This window comes from Bacillus sp. S2(2024) (assembly GCF_050474045.1).
GTDB classification, from domain to species: domain Bacteria; phylum Bacillota; class Bacilli; order Bacillales; family Bacillaceae_G; genus Bacillus_A; species Bacillus_A yunxiaonensis.
Genome location: NZ_JBFLUS010000003.1, coordinates 3,970,122 through 3,988,644 on the forward strand (window position 1 = coordinate 3,970,122; position 18,523 = coordinate 3,988,644).

At 38.0% G+C, this 18,523-nt stretch carries 21 protein-coding genes; 9 read left to right on the top strand and 12 right to left on the bottom strand.

The window, feature by feature from the left end:
• Nucleotides 1–7: 7 nt before the first annotated feature.
• The 4 genes from AB1284_RS20205 to hepT all read right to left on the bottom strand — a co-directional run bounded on the left by AB1284_RS20205 (nucleotide 8) and on the right by hepT (nucleotide 3,834).
• Nucleotides 8–1,360, bottom strand: a complete 1,353-nt coding sequence (locus AB1284_RS20205) for an MFS transporter (protein ID WP_429754411.1) — start codon at nucleotides 1,358–1,360, stop codon at nucleotides 8–10.
• A 322-nt stretch (nucleotides 1,361–1,682) separates the two neighbouring features.
• Nucleotides 1,683–2,447, bottom strand: coding sequence for a TIGR01457 family HAD-type hydrolase (locus tag AB1284_RS20210; protein ID WP_429753277.1), 765 nt, complete (start codon nucleotides 2,445–2,447; stop codon nucleotides 1,683–1,685).
• A 92-nt stretch (nucleotides 2,448–2,539) separates the two neighbouring features.
• Nucleotides 2,540–3,175, bottom strand: coding sequence for a helix-turn-helix transcriptional regulator (locus AB1284_RS20215; RefSeq protein ID WP_429753276.1), 636 nt, complete (start codon nucleotides 3,173–3,175; stop codon nucleotides 2,540–2,542).
• Nucleotides 3,176–3,393: 218 nt separating this feature from the next.
• A complete protein-coding gene (hepT, locus tag AB1284_RS20220) occupies nucleotides 3,394–3,834 on the bottom strand; it encodes a type VII toxin-antitoxin system HepT family RNase toxin (RefSeq protein ID WP_429753275.1) in 441 nt (146 codons plus the stop codon).
• Between the two features lie 148 nt (nucleotides 3,835–3,982).
• On the opposite strand from hepT, the gene glpX reads away from it, so the two are divergent.
• From glpX to AB1284_RS20235, 3 genes are all read left to right on the top strand, one after another.
• Nucleotides 3,983–4,954, top strand: coding sequence for a class II fructose-bisphosphatase (gene glpX, locus AB1284_RS20225; RefSeq protein WP_429753274.1), 972 nt, complete (start codon nucleotides 3,983–3,985; stop codon nucleotides 4,952–4,954).
• Between the two features lie 15 nt (nucleotides 4,955–4,969).
• Nucleotides 4,970–5,236, top strand: coding sequence for a DUF3055 domain-containing protein (locus tag AB1284_RS20230; protein ID WP_429753273.1), 267 nt, complete (start codon nucleotides 4,970–4,972; stop codon nucleotides 5,234–5,236).
• A 369-nt stretch (nucleotides 5,237–5,605) separates the two neighbouring features.
• Complete coding sequence (locus tag AB1284_RS20235; RefSeq protein WP_429753272.1) at nucleotides 5,606–6,109, top strand: cytoplasmic protein; 504 nt, start codon at nucleotides 5,606–5,608, stop codon at nucleotides 6,107–6,109.
• A 39-nt stretch (nucleotides 6,110–6,148) separates the two neighbouring features.
• Here the strand turns inward: AB1284_RS20235 and AB1284_RS20240 are convergent, their stop codons facing one another.
• Entirely contained in the window at nucleotides 6,149–6,451 is a 303-nt protein-coding gene (locus AB1284_RS20240; RefSeq protein WP_429753271.1) for a YutD family protein, read from the bottom strand.
• 383 nt (nucleotides 6,452–6,834) lie between these two features.
• On the opposite strand from AB1284_RS20240, the gene AB1284_RS20245 reads away from it, so the two are divergent.
• A complete protein-coding gene (locus AB1284_RS20245) occupies nucleotides 6,835–7,407 on the top strand; it encodes a YhcN/YlaJ family sporulation lipoprotein (protein WP_429753270.1) in 573 nt (190 codons plus the stop codon).
• 207 nt (nucleotides 7,408–7,614) lie between these two features.
• Nucleotides 7,615–8,391 (top strand): YhfC family intramembrane metalloprotease, encoded by a 777-nt coding sequence (locus AB1284_RS20250; RefSeq protein ID WP_429753269.1) that lies wholly within the window; start codon nucleotides 7,615–7,617, stop codon nucleotides 8,389–8,391.
• Between the two features lie 184 nt (nucleotides 8,392–8,575).
• Here the strand turns inward: AB1284_RS20250 and AB1284_RS20255 are convergent, their stop codons facing one another.
• Nucleotides 8,576–9,448, bottom strand: a complete 873-nt coding sequence (locus AB1284_RS20255) for a YitT family protein (protein WP_429753268.1) — start codon at nucleotides 9,446–9,448, stop codon at nucleotides 8,576–8,578.
• Between the two features lie 364 nt (nucleotides 9,449–9,812).
• Between AB1284_RS20255 and AB1284_RS20260 the strand changes: the two genes are divergently transcribed.
• From AB1284_RS20260 to AB1284_RS20270, 3 genes are all read left to right on the top strand, one after another.
• Nucleotides 9,813–10,394, top strand: a complete 582-nt coding sequence (locus AB1284_RS20260) for a histidine phosphatase family protein (RefSeq protein WP_429753267.1) — start codon at nucleotides 9,813–9,815, stop codon at nucleotides 10,392–10,394.
• Between the two features lie 69 nt (nucleotides 10,395–10,463).
• On the top strand, nucleotides 10,464–10,784 hold the full coding sequence (locus tag AB1284_RS20265) for a hypothetical protein (protein ID WP_429753266.1): 321 nt from the start codon (nucleotides 10,464–10,466) through the stop codon (nucleotides 10,782–10,784).
• Between the two features lie 132 nt (nucleotides 10,785–10,916).
• On the top strand, nucleotides 10,917–11,384 hold the full coding sequence (locus AB1284_RS20270; RefSeq protein ID WP_429753265.1) for a YbaK/EbsC family protein: 468 nt from the start codon (nucleotides 10,917–10,919) through the stop codon (nucleotides 11,382–11,384).
• A 29-nt stretch (nucleotides 11,385–11,413) separates the two neighbouring features.
• Here AB1284_RS20270 and AB1284_RS20275 read toward each other — a convergent pair whose 3' ends face one another.
• Both AB1284_RS20275 and lipA read right to left on the bottom strand, forming a co-directional pair.
• On the bottom strand, nucleotides 11,414–11,743 hold the full coding sequence (locus AB1284_RS20275) for a DMT family transporter (RefSeq protein ID WP_429753264.1): 330 nt from the start codon (nucleotides 11,741–11,743) through the stop codon (nucleotides 11,414–11,416).
• A gap of 85 nt (nucleotides 11,744–11,828) precedes the next feature.
• A complete protein-coding gene (lipA, locus tag AB1284_RS20280) occupies nucleotides 11,829–12,725 on the bottom strand; it encodes a lipoyl synthase (RefSeq protein ID WP_336482440.1) in 897 nt (298 codons plus the stop codon).
• A 190-nt stretch (nucleotides 12,726–12,915) separates the two neighbouring features.
• Here lipA and AB1284_RS20285 point away from each other — a divergent pair, with 190 nt between their 5' ends.
• Nucleotides 12,916–13,908 carry a M23 family metallopeptidase gene (locus AB1284_RS20285; protein ID WP_429753263.1) on the top strand — a complete coding sequence of 331 codons (993 nt, stop codon included), beginning with the start codon at nucleotides 12,916–12,918 and terminating at the stop codon, nucleotides 13,906–13,908.
• Between the two features lie 63 nt (nucleotides 13,909–13,971).
• Here AB1284_RS20285 and yunB read toward each other — a convergent pair whose 3' ends face one another.
• The 4 genes from yunB to AB1284_RS20305 form a co-directional block, all read right to left on the bottom strand.
• A complete protein-coding gene (gene yunB / locus AB1284_RS20290; RefSeq protein ID WP_429753262.1) occupies nucleotides 13,972–14,709 on the bottom strand; it encodes a sporulation protein YunB in 738 nt (245 codons plus the stop codon).
• 52 nt (nucleotides 14,710–14,761) lie between these two features.
• The gene (locus AB1284_RS20295; protein WP_336482437.1) at nucleotides 14,762–15,064 is read right to left on the bottom strand and encodes a YunC family protein; all 303 of its coding nucleotides are present in this window, start codon (nucleotides 15,062–15,064) and stop codon (nucleotides 14,762–14,764) included.
• A gap of 80 nt (nucleotides 15,065–15,144) precedes the next feature.
• Entirely contained in the window at nucleotides 15,145–16,560 is a 1,416-nt protein-coding gene (locus AB1284_RS20300; RefSeq protein WP_429761878.1) for a bifunctional metallophosphatase/5'-nucleotidase, read from the bottom strand.
• 314 nt (nucleotides 16,561–16,874) lie between these two features.
• The gene (locus AB1284_RS20305) at nucleotides 16,875–18,416 is read right to left on the bottom strand and encodes a thiol-activated cytolysin family protein (protein ID WP_429753261.1); all 1,542 of its coding nucleotides are present in this window, start codon (nucleotides 18,414–18,416) and stop codon (nucleotides 16,875–16,877) included.
• Nucleotides 18,417–18,523: the final 107 nt, after the last annotated feature.

The window sequence follows — 18,523 nt, forward strand, 5'->3', positions numbered from 1 at the left end:
ACATCAATTACAATTCATTTCTTCTTCGACTATAAGCTACTGCATAGATAGTTGCACCAATTAATATGGTAACAATAAAAACAAGTAGTAAATTACTATACAAGTACGCTTTCGCATTTTGTATAGTGAAAAGTAACGGATAGTCTAGAATATGTTTTGTTAATAACCCTCCAACAATAGCGATCCCTATTCCCTCTGCTAAGAAGCAGGCGAAGTTAAGAAACCCCATACCTGTACCAACTTCCTTCGGCTCCAGAGCATCTGCAACACTCGTAGAAAGTACTGTTTTAACGAAGGAAAGTCCACCAAACATTAGAATCAACATACCAGAAACCAACCATGGTGTTTGATCTGCAAATAATGAAATGATAAGAAAACTCGCAACAATGAAAAGTGAGCCCATCCATAGAACAAACGTAGTTCCTCGTTTATCAACTAGACTGCCACCAACTATACCGAATAACATCACACTCATAGTTCCTGGAAATATAACCCACCCAATCATACTTGCAGACAGTTGGTGTACATCTCTCATCATATAAGGAATCATTGATATACAACCTGCTACGGTTCCTAGCAGAATACCCCCAGTTAGAACTCCCAATATAAACTTTCGATTTAAAAATAATCTTGGTTCTATAAAAGGTTGTTCAACTTTGTGTATATACAAAGCGAATCCTGCAAACAACGCAAAACTAATCGCCAAATACAACCAGTTATATTGCGTTGTGTATATAGTAAATGTGACAATCCCACAGGACAGTAACGCTAATCCCCAAGTATCTAACCTCTCTCCCTTTGTGGATTCATTAGGAAGTTCTTTTAGAAAAAAGGGGATAGTAAAAAGTGTCAGCATCGGAATCAGAAAAAGAAAGGGCCACTGTACATAATGGGCAACCGTCCCGCCAAGAGCTGGACCTATTCCTTCTCCCATCGCTACCAACGAGCCGATTATACCAAATGCTTTACCACGATTCTCTGATTTCACGTAACGTGCAACGATTACCATAATAAGCGCTGGTACTGCTGATGCACCAACACCTTGAATAAAACGTGCAGCAATTACAGCAAAAAAATTAGAATGTGCCAACACACCTAAAAGTGACCCACCACTATAAGCTAGCAGACCGAAAACCAGTAATTTCTTCACACCATATTTATCACTTATTGTTCCGTACGTGATTGACCCAATAGCAAATGAAAGCATAAAACTTGTATTTACCCAATTAGCCAAAGACGGTGATATGCGAAGGTCTTTCGCGATATCGGGTAAAACTACATTAAAAACCATTTCGTTCAATACGCTGAAGAAAGCAAGAAAGCCAAGCCATAGAAAAGCCTTCTTCACATCATTAAACACATAATTCGGTAAATCGGTTGCTGTAGTTGTTACATTACTATTCTTTAATTCTTGTAAATCCTTTTCCACTAGGATGATACCCCCATATAAAGGGGAACCACGCAGTTTATAGGGTAAATGATGCGTTTCCCCTTAAATTTGTACCCCCATCATTTTTGTGCACTTCATAAATACGCCTCCTCATTACATTTGTTCCATATTATACCATTAATCTGTTCAGCAAGGAAGGAATGAAACTTCACACAATTCGACCATATATATCACCAGAACGAATTTTTTGTTATAAAAAAATAGGCAACCATTTACGATTGCCTATCTCTTCTTATATCTTTTCAATCCACTCTGTCAAACTGTGGACAACGTGCGTCGGTTGCACATCATATTCTGTTAATTTTTCCACAGATGTGACTCCTGTGTGGACAAGAAGCGTATCCAGCCCCGCATTCATACCAGCTAAAATGTCTGTATCGTAGTTATCCCCAACCATTAACGTTTCTTCTTTCGTTGTACCAAGCACTTTTAGAGCCTGTTCCATAATAATGGATTCTGGTTTACCAATGAAGATTGGGTTTACCGTTGTGGATACCGCTACAACAGACGTTAAAGAACCGTTCCCCGGTAATAAGCCGCGTTCTGTTGGAATTGCAATATCACCGTTTGTTGAAATGAATGTTGCCCCGTTTCGAACGGCTAAGCATGCTTTTGCTAGCTTTTCATATGTAACTTCACGATCTAATCCAACAACGACAAAGTCCGGATTACTATCCACAAGTGTGAATCCTTTTTCCACAAGGGCATCGCGTAAGCCTTCTTCTCCAATCATATATACAGAAGCATTTTGCTTTCTTTCATATATAAAATTCGCCGTTGCCATACTTGTCGTAAATACTTGCTCTGGGCTAGCTGGAATATCAAACTGCACAAGCTTGTCTGCAACTTGCTCTGGTTTACGCGTTGAGTTGTTCGTAACAAATAAATACGGTAAGTTACGTTCTTGCAGCGCTTTTATAAAATCACTTGCCTCTTCAATTCGTTCTTCGCCTCGATACATTGTTCCATCTAAGTCAATTAAATAGCCTTTATACATAGGTGCCACTCCTTATTGATACATACTCTTCTCTTATCGTATCCTCTTTTTCAAAATAAAAAAACGCTTTTTCGAAAAGCGTCCTATAATGTTCATTTTTTTTCTTTTATTTGATACGAACAGAAGCAATCCCCATCACACATACTAGATAATATTTTCACATCAGCATCTGGCAAAAGTGTATCATACATATTTTTCTCATCATGACAAATTTGCGGAAACTTTTCAGCTACCTCTATTAAAGGACAATTTTGCTTTTGTAATAGGAAGGAATGTTCACTTTCTTTTTGTACGCGAACCATATAACCATTTTTCTCTTGCACAGCTGCAATTTCTTTTAATCGCTCTACTGTTGTTTCTTTTCGATTTATACGGTTTGCTAATTGTTCTTCCATACGGTTCGTACGTGCCCTTAAAAGCTTCTTAACGAGTTCCTCATCGCCAATATGCAGCAAGTCTTCTAGCATTTCGACTGCAAACTGCTTATATTGTTTCGGAAACAGGTCTTCCCCTTTTGTACTTAAACGATAAACATACATCGGTCTTCCGACATGTTGGCGTACCATCTTCGCTTCAATCAGCTCTTCCTTTTCAAGCCTGCTTACATGACGACGCACTGCCATCTCCGTAATTTGCAATGCTTCTGCTAATACCGCAACAGTTTGTTCTCCCCTTACTTTCAAAAGTTGCAGAATTTCTTCTTTTGTAGAACGTGCTGCTTCCCCCATTAATCAACCCTCTTCCCTTTCCCCAGCTCTAATAAACAAAATACATCACTGTCTATTAAAACCGCATGAATTTATCCCGCTATTCGCGGACAGTAAAACCCCCACCTCAAGATTCTGTGAAAACAAAGAAGAGAGGTGGGGACTGACTGTTGGCATGCGCCTGCCTGGTGAGAGATTTCCATCAATGGAGGTGAACCTCCATTGATGAAAGTTTCACTTTACTCTCCTGCAAACGCAGATACAGGACCAAGTTCTTGCTCCAAATAACGACGAATATTAGCAGGATACTGTTTAATCATATCAATATGTTTTTGAACTGTATCATACACTTCTGTATGGTTCATATCTACATACTCTTGTACAATCATTTTACGAAGACGAACGACTTCTTTTAAACGTTCTCCTTCTTCATTCGTAACAACTTTTTCATCCATTAAAATATCAATAATATCTTCATAACTACCTGGATCACGCATAATAAATCCATCAATCATGGCATTGCCTACGTCTAGAATACAATCAATCATAAGATGTGCCATGCGCTCTAATGCATATTCATCAAGCGCTCCGCGGTATTCTTGTTTTGTTTGAAATGCTGCAACAACTTTCTCTAAACACTGTAACATTTGTTCAATTTTTTTACGGTCTACAAAGTACATATATGTCACCTACCTGGAAATTAAAGCATTTTCATTCCCAATTGTACCCCTTTATTCAAAAAAAATCGACAATTTTTCGAATTCACCTTTTTCTCTTTCTTTGTTATAGTTATACGTGTATGATTTTCGGAATTGGGGGAATGACACCTTGGAACGTGAACTCGCACTAGAAATTGTCCGTGTAACAGAAGCAGCAGCCCTTGCATCAGCACAATGGATGGGCCGCGGTAAGAAAAACGAAGCAGATGATGCTGCAACGACTGCAATGCGTACGATGTTTGACTCTGTTAACATGGCAGGTACTGTGGTAATTGGCGAAGGGGAACTTGATGAAGCACCGATGCTTTACATTGGTGAAAAGCTTGGAACGGGAAACGGCCCAGAAGTAGATATCGCCGTTGATCCATTAGAAGGAACAAATATCGTAGCAAAAGGTCTTGCAAACGCAATGGCTGTTATCGCTATCGCTGATAAAGGAAACCTTCTACACGCTCCTGATATGTACATGGAAAAAATTGCGGTTGGCCCAAATGCAGCTGGTAAAATCAGCTTAGATGATCCAATCGAAAAGACAATTGAAATTGTAGCAGAAGCAAACAATAAAAAAATTCGTGACTTAACAGTTATCGTACAAGAGCGTGAACGTCATCAAGAGATCATCGAACGCGTACGTGCAAAAGGTGCACGTGTAAAATTATTCGGCGACGGTGATGTTGGTGCCTCTATCGCAACAGCTCTTCCTGGAACAGGAATCGACTTATTTATCGGTACTGGCGGTGCTCCGGAAGGCGTTATTTCTGCTGCAGCTCTCAAGTGTCTTGGCGGAGAAATGCAAGCGCGTCTCGTTCCAATGAATGAAGAAGAAGAATCACGTTGCCACGCAATGGGCTTAGAAGACCCACGTCAACTTCTTATGCTAGATGATTTAGTATCCGGTGATGACGCAATCTTCTCAGCAACAGGTGTATCTGCTGGCGAGTTATTAGATGGTGTGAAATTCCTCGGCGGAGATTTAGCAGAAACATATTCTATCGTTATGCGTTATAAAACAAGAACAGTGCGCTTTATTAAAACGCACCACCATTTAGATTATAAACCACACTTAAATTTAGATATTTAAAAAGGAGTCATGTTCATGGGAGAACGCTTTTTTCTTTACGATGATACAGTAGAAACAAAAACGCGTTTCGTAAGCTTTATGGGAGAAAACGAGCGCCACGATTTAGCACTTTTGTATTCTGACCGTCATTATGGTAAAACAATCGTCCTAGATATACAGCGCAATAAATTTGCCATTATCGGTCGTGATGACTTAGAAGAACCTGGCTACTTAGAACATGCATTTTCTATTTCTGAAGAAAATGCAGAAGAATTACGTTCATTTTTATATGAACTAATGTAATCAAAATTACCAGCTTGTAACAGGCTGGTAATTTTTCGTGCTATTTATTTTGAATTTTCAGTTTACCATGATATACTAACGACAAATCTATTTGGATAGAAAGGATATTACACTACGTATGCCAACATATACTTTGTAATGGATCAGCAACTGGATAGTATTACTCTCAAAAAAGCACAACGCTTTTTTCGTGGGAGTAGTCTGCCCAATTCCCATTACAAAGGAACGTAGCACATCTGTAGTATGATTGTTACGAAGGTTCCTCACAGGGGAACCTTCTTTTATTTTTCTCTGTTTTCTATATTTCATACTGCAAGACATCCAAATAGATGTCTCACGTTCCTTTATCTAAATACGAGGTGAAGGAAAATGCAAAACGTACAACTTTCTTGGAACTTATATAAGGCAGAATTAGAAGCAATTATAGAAAAACATTGTAAAAACTGTGGTCATACAGCTCTTTTTACTGATACACATATTCGTAGACATAACGCGAATGGTAAAAACATTTATCGTTTTGCGATTTACAAATGCGAAAAAGGACATACATGGAATAAAAAATTACACATTTATAAAACGTATTCTGAGCATGTTGAAACAGTGGATATGCTTCAAGAAGAACGCCAGGAAACGATAAACAACATTTCAATCCTGCCCTATGAAAACGCAGGATTGACGGAACTAACCATACTATTAGAATTCGTGCATGGATTATTTCGCATCGACAAAGCACTCGCAACCTATATTTCAGAATGGAGTCGTGCGGTAATCATAGAGAAAATTAAAGAAGGATCTATTCACTTAAACGGTCAACGCATTAAGCCAAGTGCCAAACTTGCAGCTGGTGATTGTATTTCTATATACATGCGATAGGCAAAAAAACTCCTCTTACCCGATGCAAGAGGAGTTTCTTTACTTCTTCACTTTTCGCAGTACAAAGTATGCACATCCAAAATTACAATACTCGTATAAATACTCCGATAACGTACTAATTTTCGTATCATACGTTGCACGCTGGTTACTGTCATCAAAGAATCCGCGCAATCGAAGCTGATCATAGCCCCAATCACCCACGATGTAATCATATTTATTTAAAATTTCTGCGTAGCGAGCTTTAAATGCTTCTTCATTAAATCCATTTCGATTTTCTGCTATTACTTCATAGTGGATATTATTCACGTAAACTGTAGTGCGAATCTCCTGCTTCTGCTCCATCTTCCATTCCCTTTCCTCTTCTTTCTTCTTTTTATCGTATCATAAAGCCACAAAACCAACAATTTCAAATACAAAAAATCTCTTAAGTGGGAAATGCTATAGAATGCAACTTCCTTTTAGAGCATTCTTCTCCAAAAGGTTAGTTGAACCAATCAGGTTCTTATGGATAGTTATCTCCCACCTATCTTCTGTAGAAAAGCGGAAGCGGCTCGCCCAGAATCGCAGGACGCCCGCGCCCAAGGCAGAGAGGCGCTTTTTGCCTCGTCCGAGGGGGCGAAACGACCGGAGATTCTAGCCGCTAGAGCTGGACAACGATTCTCTCCCGATCTTGAGATATGGGTATTACTGCCCGCAAATAGCGAACCAATAAGGAGGAAACAATCATGAAAAAACAACTGCTCTTATCCCTTCTTACTCTTTCCATCTTTGCTGGATGCCAAACAAACAAAGCGGAAATGAAAAAGGAAGAAGGAAGCCGCGTACTCTTGTCTTCGCATAGAGACATATACGGGAAAGAAGTGCCAAACGACATGCTGACAAAAGTCGGCTATTCTCAAAAACAAAAACATGAAGTATCCAATCGCCAAGTTGGTACAATTAACAAGGAACGATTAGCAGAAATGATTACAGATTTAACTGTGAAACTACCCGATGTGATGAATGCAGCAACACTTGTAACAGATGATGAAGTGTTTGTTGTATACCGAGCAAACACGACAAATCCAAATTTAGTTGCCGATCAAGTACAAAAAACAGCATTATCTGTTGTTCCCCGCTATTACAAAGCATATGTATCAACAGAACAAAAATTAATATCCCAAATTCAAGGATTGAAATCTGGCACATTAAACGATAAAGAATATGCACAAACACTTGATATGCTCAAGCATGAAATGAGCAAAAATCCGCATTTAAATAATACGCAAAATAATACGCTCCCTAATACAATGAAATAACCTGAGAATACACTCTCAGGTTATTTCATTTCTTTTGACCACTATATCTCATCTTCAAAACATAAAGGGTAGAACTCGATTATAAATCTAAATATTCCGCACTTTTTTTGCGTAGTGAAGCACTTCCTCCTTTTAGGCCATTTTTTGAAAAAATTTTTTCGCTCAATGTATAATAAGATTATAAACTAGTGAAAAGTGGTGAATTTAATGGTTTCAAATGCAGCAATTGGAAGTATGATTGTGCAACTTGTTATTTCTGTTCTCATCCCGATTATTGCGCTCCTTTACTTCCGAAAGAAATATAGAATCTCTTTCAAAATTGTCGGTGTCGGGATTGTATTTTTTCTCGGATTCTCACAAATTTTAGAAAAAACGTTACATGTCTTTGTACTTGGAAATCCAGCAACAACTGAGCTATTTAAAAATCCGTTTATCTATGCTATATATGGCGGATTAACTGCTGGTATTTTTGAAGAACTGGCTCGTTTTATTGCCTTTTTCTTTTTACTTAAGAAATACCAGAAGTATGAAGACGGCCTTGCTTATGGAATCGGTCACGGAGGAATCGAATCCTTATTAATCGGAGCAACTGTCGGAGTACAAAGTCTTGTATTTGCTTTCTCCATTAATAACGGAACCTTTTCTAAAATGATTGAGAAAGCACCACAGCTTAGCGCTGTCCATGATGCATTAGTACATACTCCGCCTTACTTCTACTTATTTGGCGCAGTAGAACGGCTCGTTGCTTTTATCATGCAAATTGCCCTCACAATGCTTGTCTTATATGCTGTAAAATATAAGAAATACATATTTATAGGGCTGGCAGTATTCCTTCATGCATTTATTGACTTTTTCGCAGTACTCTACCAACGCGGACAAATCCATTTATTTGTAATCGAAGGACTTATGATACTGTTTGGTATTGGTGCTTATATCCTAATTCGCAAAATGAAAACAAAATTCCTGACAGAACATGCAAGCTAAGCTACTATGTAATGTTAAAGGCCAATGAAAGTACGTTCGGTTTTTAAGAACAATAACTTATCTATAATATTGCACATTATATTAACAAAAGTAGCTGGATAAAAATCCAGTATAAAAATCACCTTTTAGTCAAACTAAAAGGTGATTTTTTTATGAAACTATATTAAATGTTTCTAAGTTATATTTAATGAATATCATGTTTTCTGAAATTACCACCCTTTACTTCTGCTACGTCATATACCGTAACAAAGGCATTTTCATCAATTTCATGAATGATTTCTTTCATTTTACTTTCTTCTAAGCGGTTAATGACACAAGTGATTTCTTTAAATTGTTCATTTGAATAACCGCCGTAAACTTCATTATAAGTTGCACTTCGACCTAATCGCTCTCGAATTGTTTCTACCATTAATTCAGGTTCCTTTGTGATAATTTTAAATGTTTTAGAACCACTTAAACCTACTTCAACAATGTGAATGACTTTAGAAGCAATAAAGTAAGCAATGGCTGAAAGAATAGCCCCTTCAAGACCAAATACTGTTGAGACAACAATAAAGACAAACATGTTTAAAAATAAGATAAGGTCACTTGTCCCAAAAGGTAATTTTCGAGAAAGTAATACGGCTAACATGTCAATTCCATCTAATGCGCCGCCATTACGCAGTGCTAACCCCATACCAAAACCGATGATAATCCCGCCCACAACGGTAACTAACAATGTATCACCGTGAATAATCGTTTGTACGTTGTGCATAAGAATTGTACCAATTGCTAGTGAAGCAATACCGATAATCGAATAAATAGCAAAATTTTTGCCAATTTGCTTATACCCTAACCAAACAAACGGGATGTTAATGACTGCAATTAGAATTCCTAATGGTAATCCAAGTAATTGTGAGCTAACGATACTTAAACCCGTCACACCACCGTCTGAAACGTTGTTTGGGATTAATACCGATTCTAGTCCATATGCTGTTATAAATGCTCCAATAATAATCATTAATACTCGAAAAACGATTTTTACTTTATTGGGCTTGCGCTTTTTGTTTATACTCATATAATTCCTCCGTTTCAAATTATGTTTTCTTTTCATTCCTACACGTCTTTTAATTAGCTAGACCCATTTCTAATAATTATTCTAACATATTACCATCAGGTTATTTAACGAAATGGCACAATTGTGGAATTTCAGAACGAGCATATTTTTAAATATAGTGTATTTTCAAATCGAACTCCCCCCACCTCCCCCTTCACGCTTGATGTAGGAATCTTCTCGCCAGGGATGATAAAACGAACCGGCTTTGCTTTTTACTCTGTAAGAAAATCCACTCCATTTACCAATAACTAGAAAAAAGAGGATTCTTCACTCTATTTGTCGAAGTACGTACAAATTCGTCTATTCGTAAGCGAGGGATGGAATTATGAAGAAATTAATTGTTGTCCGCCATTGCGCTGCAACTGGGCAAGAACATGATGCACCACTTACAGAAATAGGCCAGCAGCAAGCTAAAGCTCTTGCCAATTTTCTCATCACAGAACAGCTTCCTATCGAAAAAATTATCTCGAGTCCGTTTGCTCGCGCCGTTCATTCGATTGCACCTTATGCGTCACAAGTACAACTTCCTATTCAAGAGGATGATCGACTAGCTGAACGTATATTAAGCAGTGTACCAATGGATAATTGGCTACAAATTCTCGAACAAACATTTACAGAAATTGATGTCGCCTTTCCTGGCGGAGAATCAACGCGCCAAGCAACAGAACGAGTACAATCACTTATCCACAGCATAGTACAACATCAGAAGCAAGAAGTAACGCTGCTCATTACACACGGTAACTTATTCACACTCATTTTAAAGATTTTTGACAACAGCATCGGTTTTTCCACATGGAAAAGCTTAAGCAATCCAGACGTATACGAAATTACAATAGAGCATGGTACAACCACTATCCACAGATTGTGGGGGATACATTGTGTAACGAATGAACGTAACTACCAATAATCTAGAAGCAGAACATATTTGCTGCGCTATATCTGACAATAGAATGGCACACGGAGTTTTGCAAAAGAAATGCATATTGAAACCAAAGAAGGATTGGTCGTGCATTATACAGATCAATGCTCATTTACGGATTATTATGTCCATGAAGAACTGAAAGATATTGAACAAAAATACAATATTCCTGTTCAGCGCTATAAAGTAAAAATTCCTTTTGAAGTGCTCTTCTCCAAAAGGTTAGTTGAACCAATCGGGCGCATGCCAGCAGTTATCCCACACCTATCTTCTGTAGAAGAGTGGAAGCGGCTCGCTCAGAATCGCAGGACGCCCGCGCCCAAGGCAGAGAGGCGCTTTTTGCCTCATCCAAGGGAGCGAAACGACCGGAGATTCTAGCCGCTAGAGCTGGACAACGTTTTTCTCTAAACCTTGAGGTGGGAGTCTTACTCCCCTAAAGTAGCAGGGTAAAAAAATTCGAAAAATTACGGAAAACACTCAAGAAGTGAAACGAAAGGAGTCTGCATTACGATGTACGAAGAAGTCATCTCGTTACTACATGAAACGAATGTTTTATATGAAAAGTTTGAACATGAACCAGTTCTAGATTATGAAACAGACCGCATCGTTCGAGAACGCCTTGGCTTAGAAGGCGAACCAAGTAAAAGTCTCTTTATGAAAACGAAATCTGGGACTTACTATGTCTTCTTTACGTTAGAAGGAACCCGCCTTGATATGAAGCAAATGAAAGAGCTTATCGGTACACGCGTATCTCTTTGTTCATCTGATGAATTAAGAGAGAAAACGGGATGTCTCCCGGGATGTGTTGCACCGTTTGGTTATACAAAGGATGTAACAATTATTGTAGATCCTTCTATTTATCAATACGAAAAAATATTAATTTCACCTGGTGTCCCTGAAGTTACAATTTCTTTATCCACAGCAGAATTACATAAACTTTTATCCACATGTGGAAATACTGTACTGGAATACAAATAAAAGAGCTGACATTTCCAGCTCTTTTACCTTTAATGTGCACCCGAACTCGACACATTTAATACAACAACTCCGCCAATAATAAGCACTAGGCCAACGAACGTTTGCCATGTGAAAGCGTCCTTCCAAATGAGAACACCAATTAATGCCATTAGCGCTGTACCAACTCCGGACCAAATCGCATAAGCGGTACTAATTTGAAGATGTTGCAGCGTTTGGGATAAAAAATAAAATGCAGATGCAAAACCAAGAACAACACCGATACTTGGCCATACTTTCGTAAATCCGTCTGACAACTTCAGCATCGTTGTCCCAAATACTTCACTCACAATTGCGATTGCTAACAAAACAAACCCTTTCATGGAATTCTTTCCCCTTTGTTATTTCTACAATACTTTTCATAAAAAAATCCCCCTTAGTTGCTTCACTAAGAAGGATCTTTTCTCATTATTTTGCTTCTGCTGTATTTTCTCTTGCAGATTGTACTTGCTCATCTGCATGGTAAGAAGAACGTACAAGCGGACCAGCTTCGCAGTGACTAAATCCTTTGCTAAGTGCAATTTCTTTTAGCTCTGCAAATTCTGCTGGTGTGTAATACTTAATAACTGGTAAATGCTTTTTAGACGGTTGCAAATATTGACCAAGCGTTAAAATATTAACGTTGTTTGCACGCAGGTCATCCATTGCTTCGATAAGGTCTTCTCTCGTTTCCCCAAGTCCTACCATGATGCTTGATTTTGTTGGAATGTCAGGCTGCATTTCTTTTGCACGACGTAAAAATTCTAGGGAACGATCGTATTTTGCTCTAGCGCGAACTCGGTCAGATAATCGACGTACTGTTTCAATGTTATGATTTAAAATATCCGGACGTGCATCCATTAACATTTTTAAATTCTCTTCTACTCCACCCATATCAGATGGTAAAACTTCAATAGACGTAAATGGATTTTTGCGACGAACAGCGCGCACTGTTTCTGCAAAAACAGCTGCTCCTCCGTCTTTCAAATCATCACGTGCAACTGCTGTTATAACAACGTGTTTTAAGCCCATTTGTTCTACAGAATCTGCTACGCGTTCTGGCTCTTGTAAATCAAGCTCTGTTGGTAAGCCTGTTTTAACCGCACAGAAACGGCATGCGCGTGTACAAACTGCACCTAAAATCATAAATGTTGCTGTCTTACGAACAGCCCAGCATTCATGAATATTCGGACACTTCGCTTCTTCACAAACTGTATGAAGGTTCTTAGAACGCATCATTTTCTTTAAGCCTGTATAGTTTTCATTTGTGTTTAATTTAATTTTCAACCACTCGGGCTTGCGCATATATTCTGTTTGTTTTGTCATGTTCATCAACTCCGCACAATTATGAAATAGTTTACCATGTTCGCTTCTTTCAATGTAACATATCTATTTTATCGTATGAAAGCGATTTGCTCAAATGAAGATTCAAAGAATTCCTTCCAATTATTACTTATAATGAAATATCGTGTATATCCCACACTAAAGGTAGTGATTTCGAAAGGAGCTTACTGCCGTGCATCGAAAATTTTTCCTTCTGCTTTCTATCTGTTTTCTTCTCCAAACAAACATTGTGTATGGACAAGAAAACAATCAAGAAGACATATATATGAAGCGAATGACATTATACAAAGAAATAGAGACAATCTTCCATATTCCATGGTACTACTTTGCTGCCATCGATCAATACGAGCGAAATATCCGTGCTGTTCGCCGTGATATTCCTAAGAAGCCAGATGCTATTATCTCTATTTACTTCAAACCAGAAGTATGGTCCGGACCAGCAAATCCAGACCCTCATGATACGAAACCGTATACAATCTCCTTATTTGGAGGCATGGGGTTAGACGGAAACAACGATGGATTGGCAGATGCAAATAATGAACAAGATGTTCTCTATACAATGGCTACTATATTAGGGAAACGTGGGACAAATCGTGATCAATTAAAAATTATGCTGTGGGAATATTATCAGCGATCTAAAACAGTAGAGTTAATATTAGGTTATGTTCGTATGTACAAACATTTCGATCGAATTAATTTACAAGGTAACGCCTTCCCTCTGCCGATTCGCAGCGATCATAGTTACCGTAGTACATTTGGCGCTAAACGAAGCTTTGGCGGACGCCGTATGCATGAAGGCACAGATATTTTCGCCGGCTATGGTGTACCTGTTCGTTCTACTTGCTATGGCATCATTGAAACGAAAGGATGGAATCGTCTTGGCGGCTGGCGCATTGGTATTCGCGACTTATATAACAATTATCATTACTACGCACACTTAGGCGGATTTTCAAAAGAAATACAGCTTGGACAAATCGTTGAACCTGGAACTGTTATTGGATTTGTCGGCAGCACTGGTTATGGTCCTCCTGGGACAGCTGGTAAGTTTCCGCCTCACTTGCATTTTGGATTGTATAAAGATAACGGCTATACAGAATGGGCGTTTGATCCATATATGCATTTAAGCTTATGGGAGCGAAAAGAGCGAATGAATTCAAAAAGATAACCGCAGTTTGATGCTACAGTTATCTCAAATTAACAATTTCTTTATCTAAAAAGGCGGATAACATTAGTTATCCGCTTTTTTCTCCTTTTTTTCCGGTACAACAACTCCGCCGCCTCCGTAATAGCCAGGCACTTCCCCTTGAATGATACGTGTGGCTATCGGAATATCTTGCTTCACAGTTACTTCTTTTGTATGGAAAGGAATAATCACCTGAAGCGTCACTTCAATTTCCATCACAATTTTAATAGCTGTACTATTAATTCCATGCGCTTCAAAGTCTTGCTTAATATTCGTGTACACATCACCGATTGTTGTAAATTTAATTGGAATATCCGGTCCTAAATTACCAAGTAATGCATTGTCTGTAATTCTCCCAAGTGGAACTGATAATGAAATTCCTCCGTCCTCTGGCAAACCTAATGCCTTCGTATCTCCCTGTTCTGCTTGATGTAAATATTTCTCTATGTACGTTGTAGTTGATGTGAGAATTTGATTAACTTCTTCTGTATTTACATCCATCGTCGCAACTTTTCCATTCTTGTCTGTCTGCACCTTCATTAATGAATCGACATTAATCCCTTGTGCAACCCTATCTTTCACTGCTTTCGTCATGACAACTGTTGCTGTTCGCTTCGTCTGCATTTCTGCATATTTCATTAATGTCGGCTGAATACTTCTATTCACAAGCCATAATCCTTGTACGGTAAGAAGAATAAAAATAGCAAATGAAATAAGCAATACGTAACGAAATGGCAGTGGCCCTTTCCGAAACCGAGAAGTCCGGGGGCGAAACGCACGCATAACAAATCCCTCCTTCTTACACATGTATATGCAAAAAAGAGGGACGATATATTTAGATCATTTTTAGCAGTGCATCTTTTCCAATTGTACCAGCTGTAATGCCTAACCTTTCAGCTTCAAATGTAACCGATTCAAGCGGTGCCTCTAACAACTGCTCAATCGTTCTTACACCAACAGCGCGCCCCGCAAGAATGCCGCGATCGCTTAACTTTTCGTTTAACAATCCCACATCTAACGCCCCGCACATAATGTATCCTTTATCGCTCATAACTGCTAACAAATTTGTCTTTGGAAGCTTTACACTCACTGCTATAAACGTGTATTCATTTATTATAATTGGTTCTATATTAACCATAGTTCACACTCCTCTCTCCTTTATCTGTATGAAAAGAGAAAAAAGAATGTGAACCCAAAAAGCCTACTGCTATCAGTAGGCTATAATTTTACAGATGACGCATATTTCATTAATGTATCCTTCAAAACATCACGGAGCAATTCCGGCATATAATATTCTTTTTCTGGCACGACCGCAAGCTCTGGGTATAAGTAACCGAATGTGAACATATCAATCGTTCCTACTGTATAGACTCGTTCTAGGTCTAATGATTCTCCGTTGATAACGACATCTTCAAGTAATATTTTATTACCCGGAATCGTATCTAGTACAACTTCTACGCCATCATATATCATTTTCCCCATGACTTTCCCCCGAAAACCTAAACCTTTCACTTCAAGCTGTTCCATGTTTGGACGGCGTGCTTTCAAAATCACATCTCGCAATGTTTTTCCTTTCACTTGCAAACGGCATGGATTAATCGGATGTGGACAAATGCGATGAATATCTCCTCGGGTAACTACACCTTCCTGCAATCCTTCGAGTAATACCCCTGCATTTACCATACCAATTTCAGCATCGCACCATTCTCTAAGAGATTCGGCAAGCATATGAGCAAATTTCGTTTCCTGAAACCAATCAACTTCTAGTGATTCTTTTAAATTTACAACAGGCTCTGCCATGATGAACTTACTTTCTTGTTCAAGCTTCTCTAACAAAGCATGAGACCCTCCATAGGCTCCGAATCGCTTCGTATTAATTGCTCGTCCATCCTTTTTTATCACTTGCTTTGTTTGTAAATCCACTGTTATTTGTACATGCCCCACATAATGCCCCCACTTCTCGCAGCAGCAAAGAAGTGTTCCATTCACTAATACACCGCGATCAAATAAATGATGGGTATGTGCGCCTAAAATAACATCTATATCATAATGCTCTGCCATGTATTCATCTGCATTCTTTCCTAAATGGGACAATACAACAATGATATCCGCCTTTGAACGTACCTCTTCTAAAATCGCTTCTAAATGTAGATATGGATCTTCAATATGCCAATCTAACTTCGCATAAAAATCAGGATACGCTACTGTTAAACCGATAAAAGCAATTGTAATCCCATTATCAAGTGTTTGCAGTACATATGGTTTTACCCAGCTAGGACGTGTTTGATTTGTTTCAAATAAATTTGCAACGAGCACTTCAAAATTCGCATTGTCATATAAATGATCCAGTTGCTCTTTCGCAAGTGTAATCCCCTCATTGTTTCCAATCGTTACATAATCGTACAGCGCTTTATTTAATAGCTGCACATTTCCTTTTCCGCTCGTTGCCTCAGAAATCATATGAAAGCGATCAACGTGATCGCCAATATCTAATGTAAAGACCGCTTCACCAGCAGCAAGACGACGCTTTTTCTCTTCTACAACAAACTGAGAAATTTGCGGCCAATTTTCAAAATGACTATGTATATCATTTGTATGATAAAGATGAATTGTTACTTCCGTATCTATACGCAGAGAAAAAACCTCCTCTCGATTCCATACTTCTTGTTTACGCTACATGTAAGCTTGAATCCTGTAAATACTTTTCGTCTTTTCTTGCTATTTTACATTGTACTCTGATTGATGGAAAAAGCAAAAGTTTCTTCTTTAAAAGTTAAGGAGAAGATGCAGCATGATTATAATTAACAAAAGCTTTTCGCATGTCGAACTTCTTCAGAAGGTCTTTATATTGTGTCAAAGCGCCGATATATTGTAAAAAGTACCATTATATTTGCCGCCAATTAAAAAAGTGCCCTGTAAACAGGGCACTTCGAACATATACATCATCTTTAATTATAACTAATATTAGAGGTTGGGTATAATGTCGTTCCGCCAATCCAGATGTTTATTTCATTTGCTAACGGAACATTTTGTTCATTAATAACTGTTCTCCACCATTCCCATGCAAGACCTGTACATTCCCATGCTACGACTTTTAAATTTTTTGAATTAGGCGGAAATGGTATAACTGTAGAGAAATGAGCAGTTTTGTTTCTGTCGTTTGCTTCCCAAGCTTTATGAGTTAATACTTCATTTCCATTTTCATCATATGAAAATTCATCCCAAGTTATTTCAAATTGAGCAACATATGCACCATAATGATCAAGCCTCATTTTAGCACTGGAATATTCTGTAGATGTAGTCTCGATATACTCTGTATTGTTATGAACAGCAGCAATTGAATTATCTTTTAAGAAAACGCTTGAATATGAAATTGGGTATGCTGGATTTTTAAGACTAAATTCTGCATTATCTTTAATTACATTTCGTATTTCATTAAAATCTTTTGTAACAACCTTGTTATGCTCTTTTGCATCTCCGCCTAATACTACAGCAGTAAAGGAACTGTTCTCATAAATATCTTTGTACTGTTGATTCGTTTGGACGCCTTGATTCTCAATTAAAGCTTTAAAGGCAGCTTGTACATCTTTGCTCTTAGAAGTTGTTTCTAATTTCACATAAATTGTTCTGCCGTAAGCTACATTTGACACCATAACAGGCGGGGCCTCATTACTTACCCCTTTACGGGCTAACTCTTCAAACGTAACACTATTATCAAAAAGGTCTGATGGATTGTCAGGTAGTTCTGCACTTACGGTATAAAATATTTGCTTATATGCCGCAACCATCACTTTTTTCTCTCCATTTGCAATCGCATTAAAGTCAATGTTCAGTCCGTTATCAAGATATTTAGCGTTAACGTTAAGAGCACTTGCTATTTGAGATTTACTATAAACCATAGATTCTGTATACTGCATTCTTGCAGGTAACGTATGTGTTGCTGAATATTTTTCACTCCAAGCAGATACTAAATCATCTACTGCTCCGGACACATTACTATATGTTGGATTTTGGACAGTTGTTGTATTGTTTTTTCCCATGCCAGGTAAGTCTATACTAATATTCAAAGGTTTTCTCTTGGCCACTAATAAACTAGGTTGATTATCTGCAAACGCTTTATTTGCAAGTTGTACTGCTCCTGGATATGTACGATTAGCCATAGAATCAATAATTGAAATATCGACTGGTGAAGCTGAAAGTGATTTTTTCTCACGTTCAACCACTACAAATTTACCATTTGAATTGATGCCTTGTTTCGGAACAAAACTCTCTACTTTATCACCATTTACTGCTAAAACATCTCTACTATCATACTTTAAATTCGCTATGCCAGTATCAATGCCACTAGCATTTTTTGTTGCATCAGCTGAATTATCTGTTTGTGTTTCCGCGAAGGAAATAAATGAATAATTAATAGTGCATAAACTAACGAATAAACATGCTAGAAACTTTATTCCTCTGATGTTTTTTATAATTTTCAAAAAATTCAACTCCTTTTTTAGAATAATTTTGTTGCACCAACTGAATTACTTGTTTAATTTTCAGCGAAGGGAATAAACGAATAATGAATAGTGCATAAACTAACGAATAAACATAC

Excerpts from the sequence above, each read along its gene's own strand:
- AB1284_RS20215 (WP_429753276.1), bottom strand. The coding sequence starts at position 3,175 with ATGGGGGAAGCAGCACGTTCTACAAAAGAAGAAATTCTGCAACTTTTG.
- AB1284_RS20235 (WP_429753272.1), top strand. The coding sequence starts at position 5,606 with ATGCAAAACGTACAACTTTCTTGGAACTTATATAAGGCAGAATTAGAA.
- AB1284_RS20250 (WP_429753269.1), top strand. The coding sequence starts at position 7,615 with ATGGTTTCAAATGCAGCAATTGGAAGTATGATTGTGCAACTTGTTATT.
- lipA (WP_336482440.1), bottom strand. The coding sequence starts at position 12,725 with ATGACAAAACAAACAGAATATATGCGCAAGCCCGAGTGGTTGAAAATT.
- AB1284_RS20240 (WP_429753271.1), bottom strand. The coding sequence starts at position 6,451 with ATGGAGCAGAAGCAGGAGATTCGCACTACAGTTTACGTGAATAATATC.
- AB1284_RS20230 (WP_429753273.1), top strand. The coding sequence starts at position 4,970 with ATGGGAGAACGCTTTTTTCTTTACGATGATACAGTAGAAACAAAAACG.
- AB1284_RS20245 (WP_429753270.1), top strand. The coding sequence starts at position 6,835 with ATGAAAAAACAACTGCTCTTATCCCTTCTTACTCTTTCCATCTTTGCT.
- AB1284_RS20275 (WP_429753264.1), bottom strand. The coding sequence starts at position 11,743 with ATGAAAGGGTTTGTTTTGTTAGCAATCGCAATTGTGAGTGAAGTATTT.
- AB1284_RS20265 (WP_429753266.1), top strand. The coding sequence starts at position 10,464 with ATGCATATTGAAACCAAAGAAGGATTGGTCGTGCATTATACAGATCAA.
- yunB (WP_429753262.1), bottom strand. The coding sequence starts at position 14,709 with ATGCGTGCGTTTCGCCCCCGGACTTCTCGGTTTCGGAAAGGGCCACTG.
- AB1284_RS20295 (WP_336482437.1), bottom strand. The coding sequence starts at position 15,064 with ATGGTTAATATAGAACCAATTATAATAAATGAATACACGTTTATAGCA.
- AB1284_RS20260 (WP_429753267.1), top strand. The coding sequence starts at position 9,813 with ATGAAGAAATTAATTGTTGTCCGCCATTGCGCTGCAACTGGGCAAGAA.
- AB1284_RS20255 (WP_429753268.1), bottom strand. The coding sequence starts at position 9,448 with ATGAGTATAAACAAAAAGCGCAAGCCCAATAAAGTAAAAATCGTTTTT.
- AB1284_RS20210 (WP_429753277.1), bottom strand. The coding sequence starts at position 2,447 with ATGTATAAAGGCTATTTAATTGACTTAGATGGAACAATGTATCGAGGC.
- hepT (WP_429753275.1), bottom strand. The coding sequence starts at position 3,834 with ATGTACTTTGTAGACCGTAAAAAAATTGAACAAATGTTACAGTGTTTA.
- AB1284_RS20270 (WP_429753265.1), top strand. The coding sequence starts at position 10,917 with ATGTACGAAGAAGTCATCTCGTTACTACATGAAACGAATGTTTTATAT.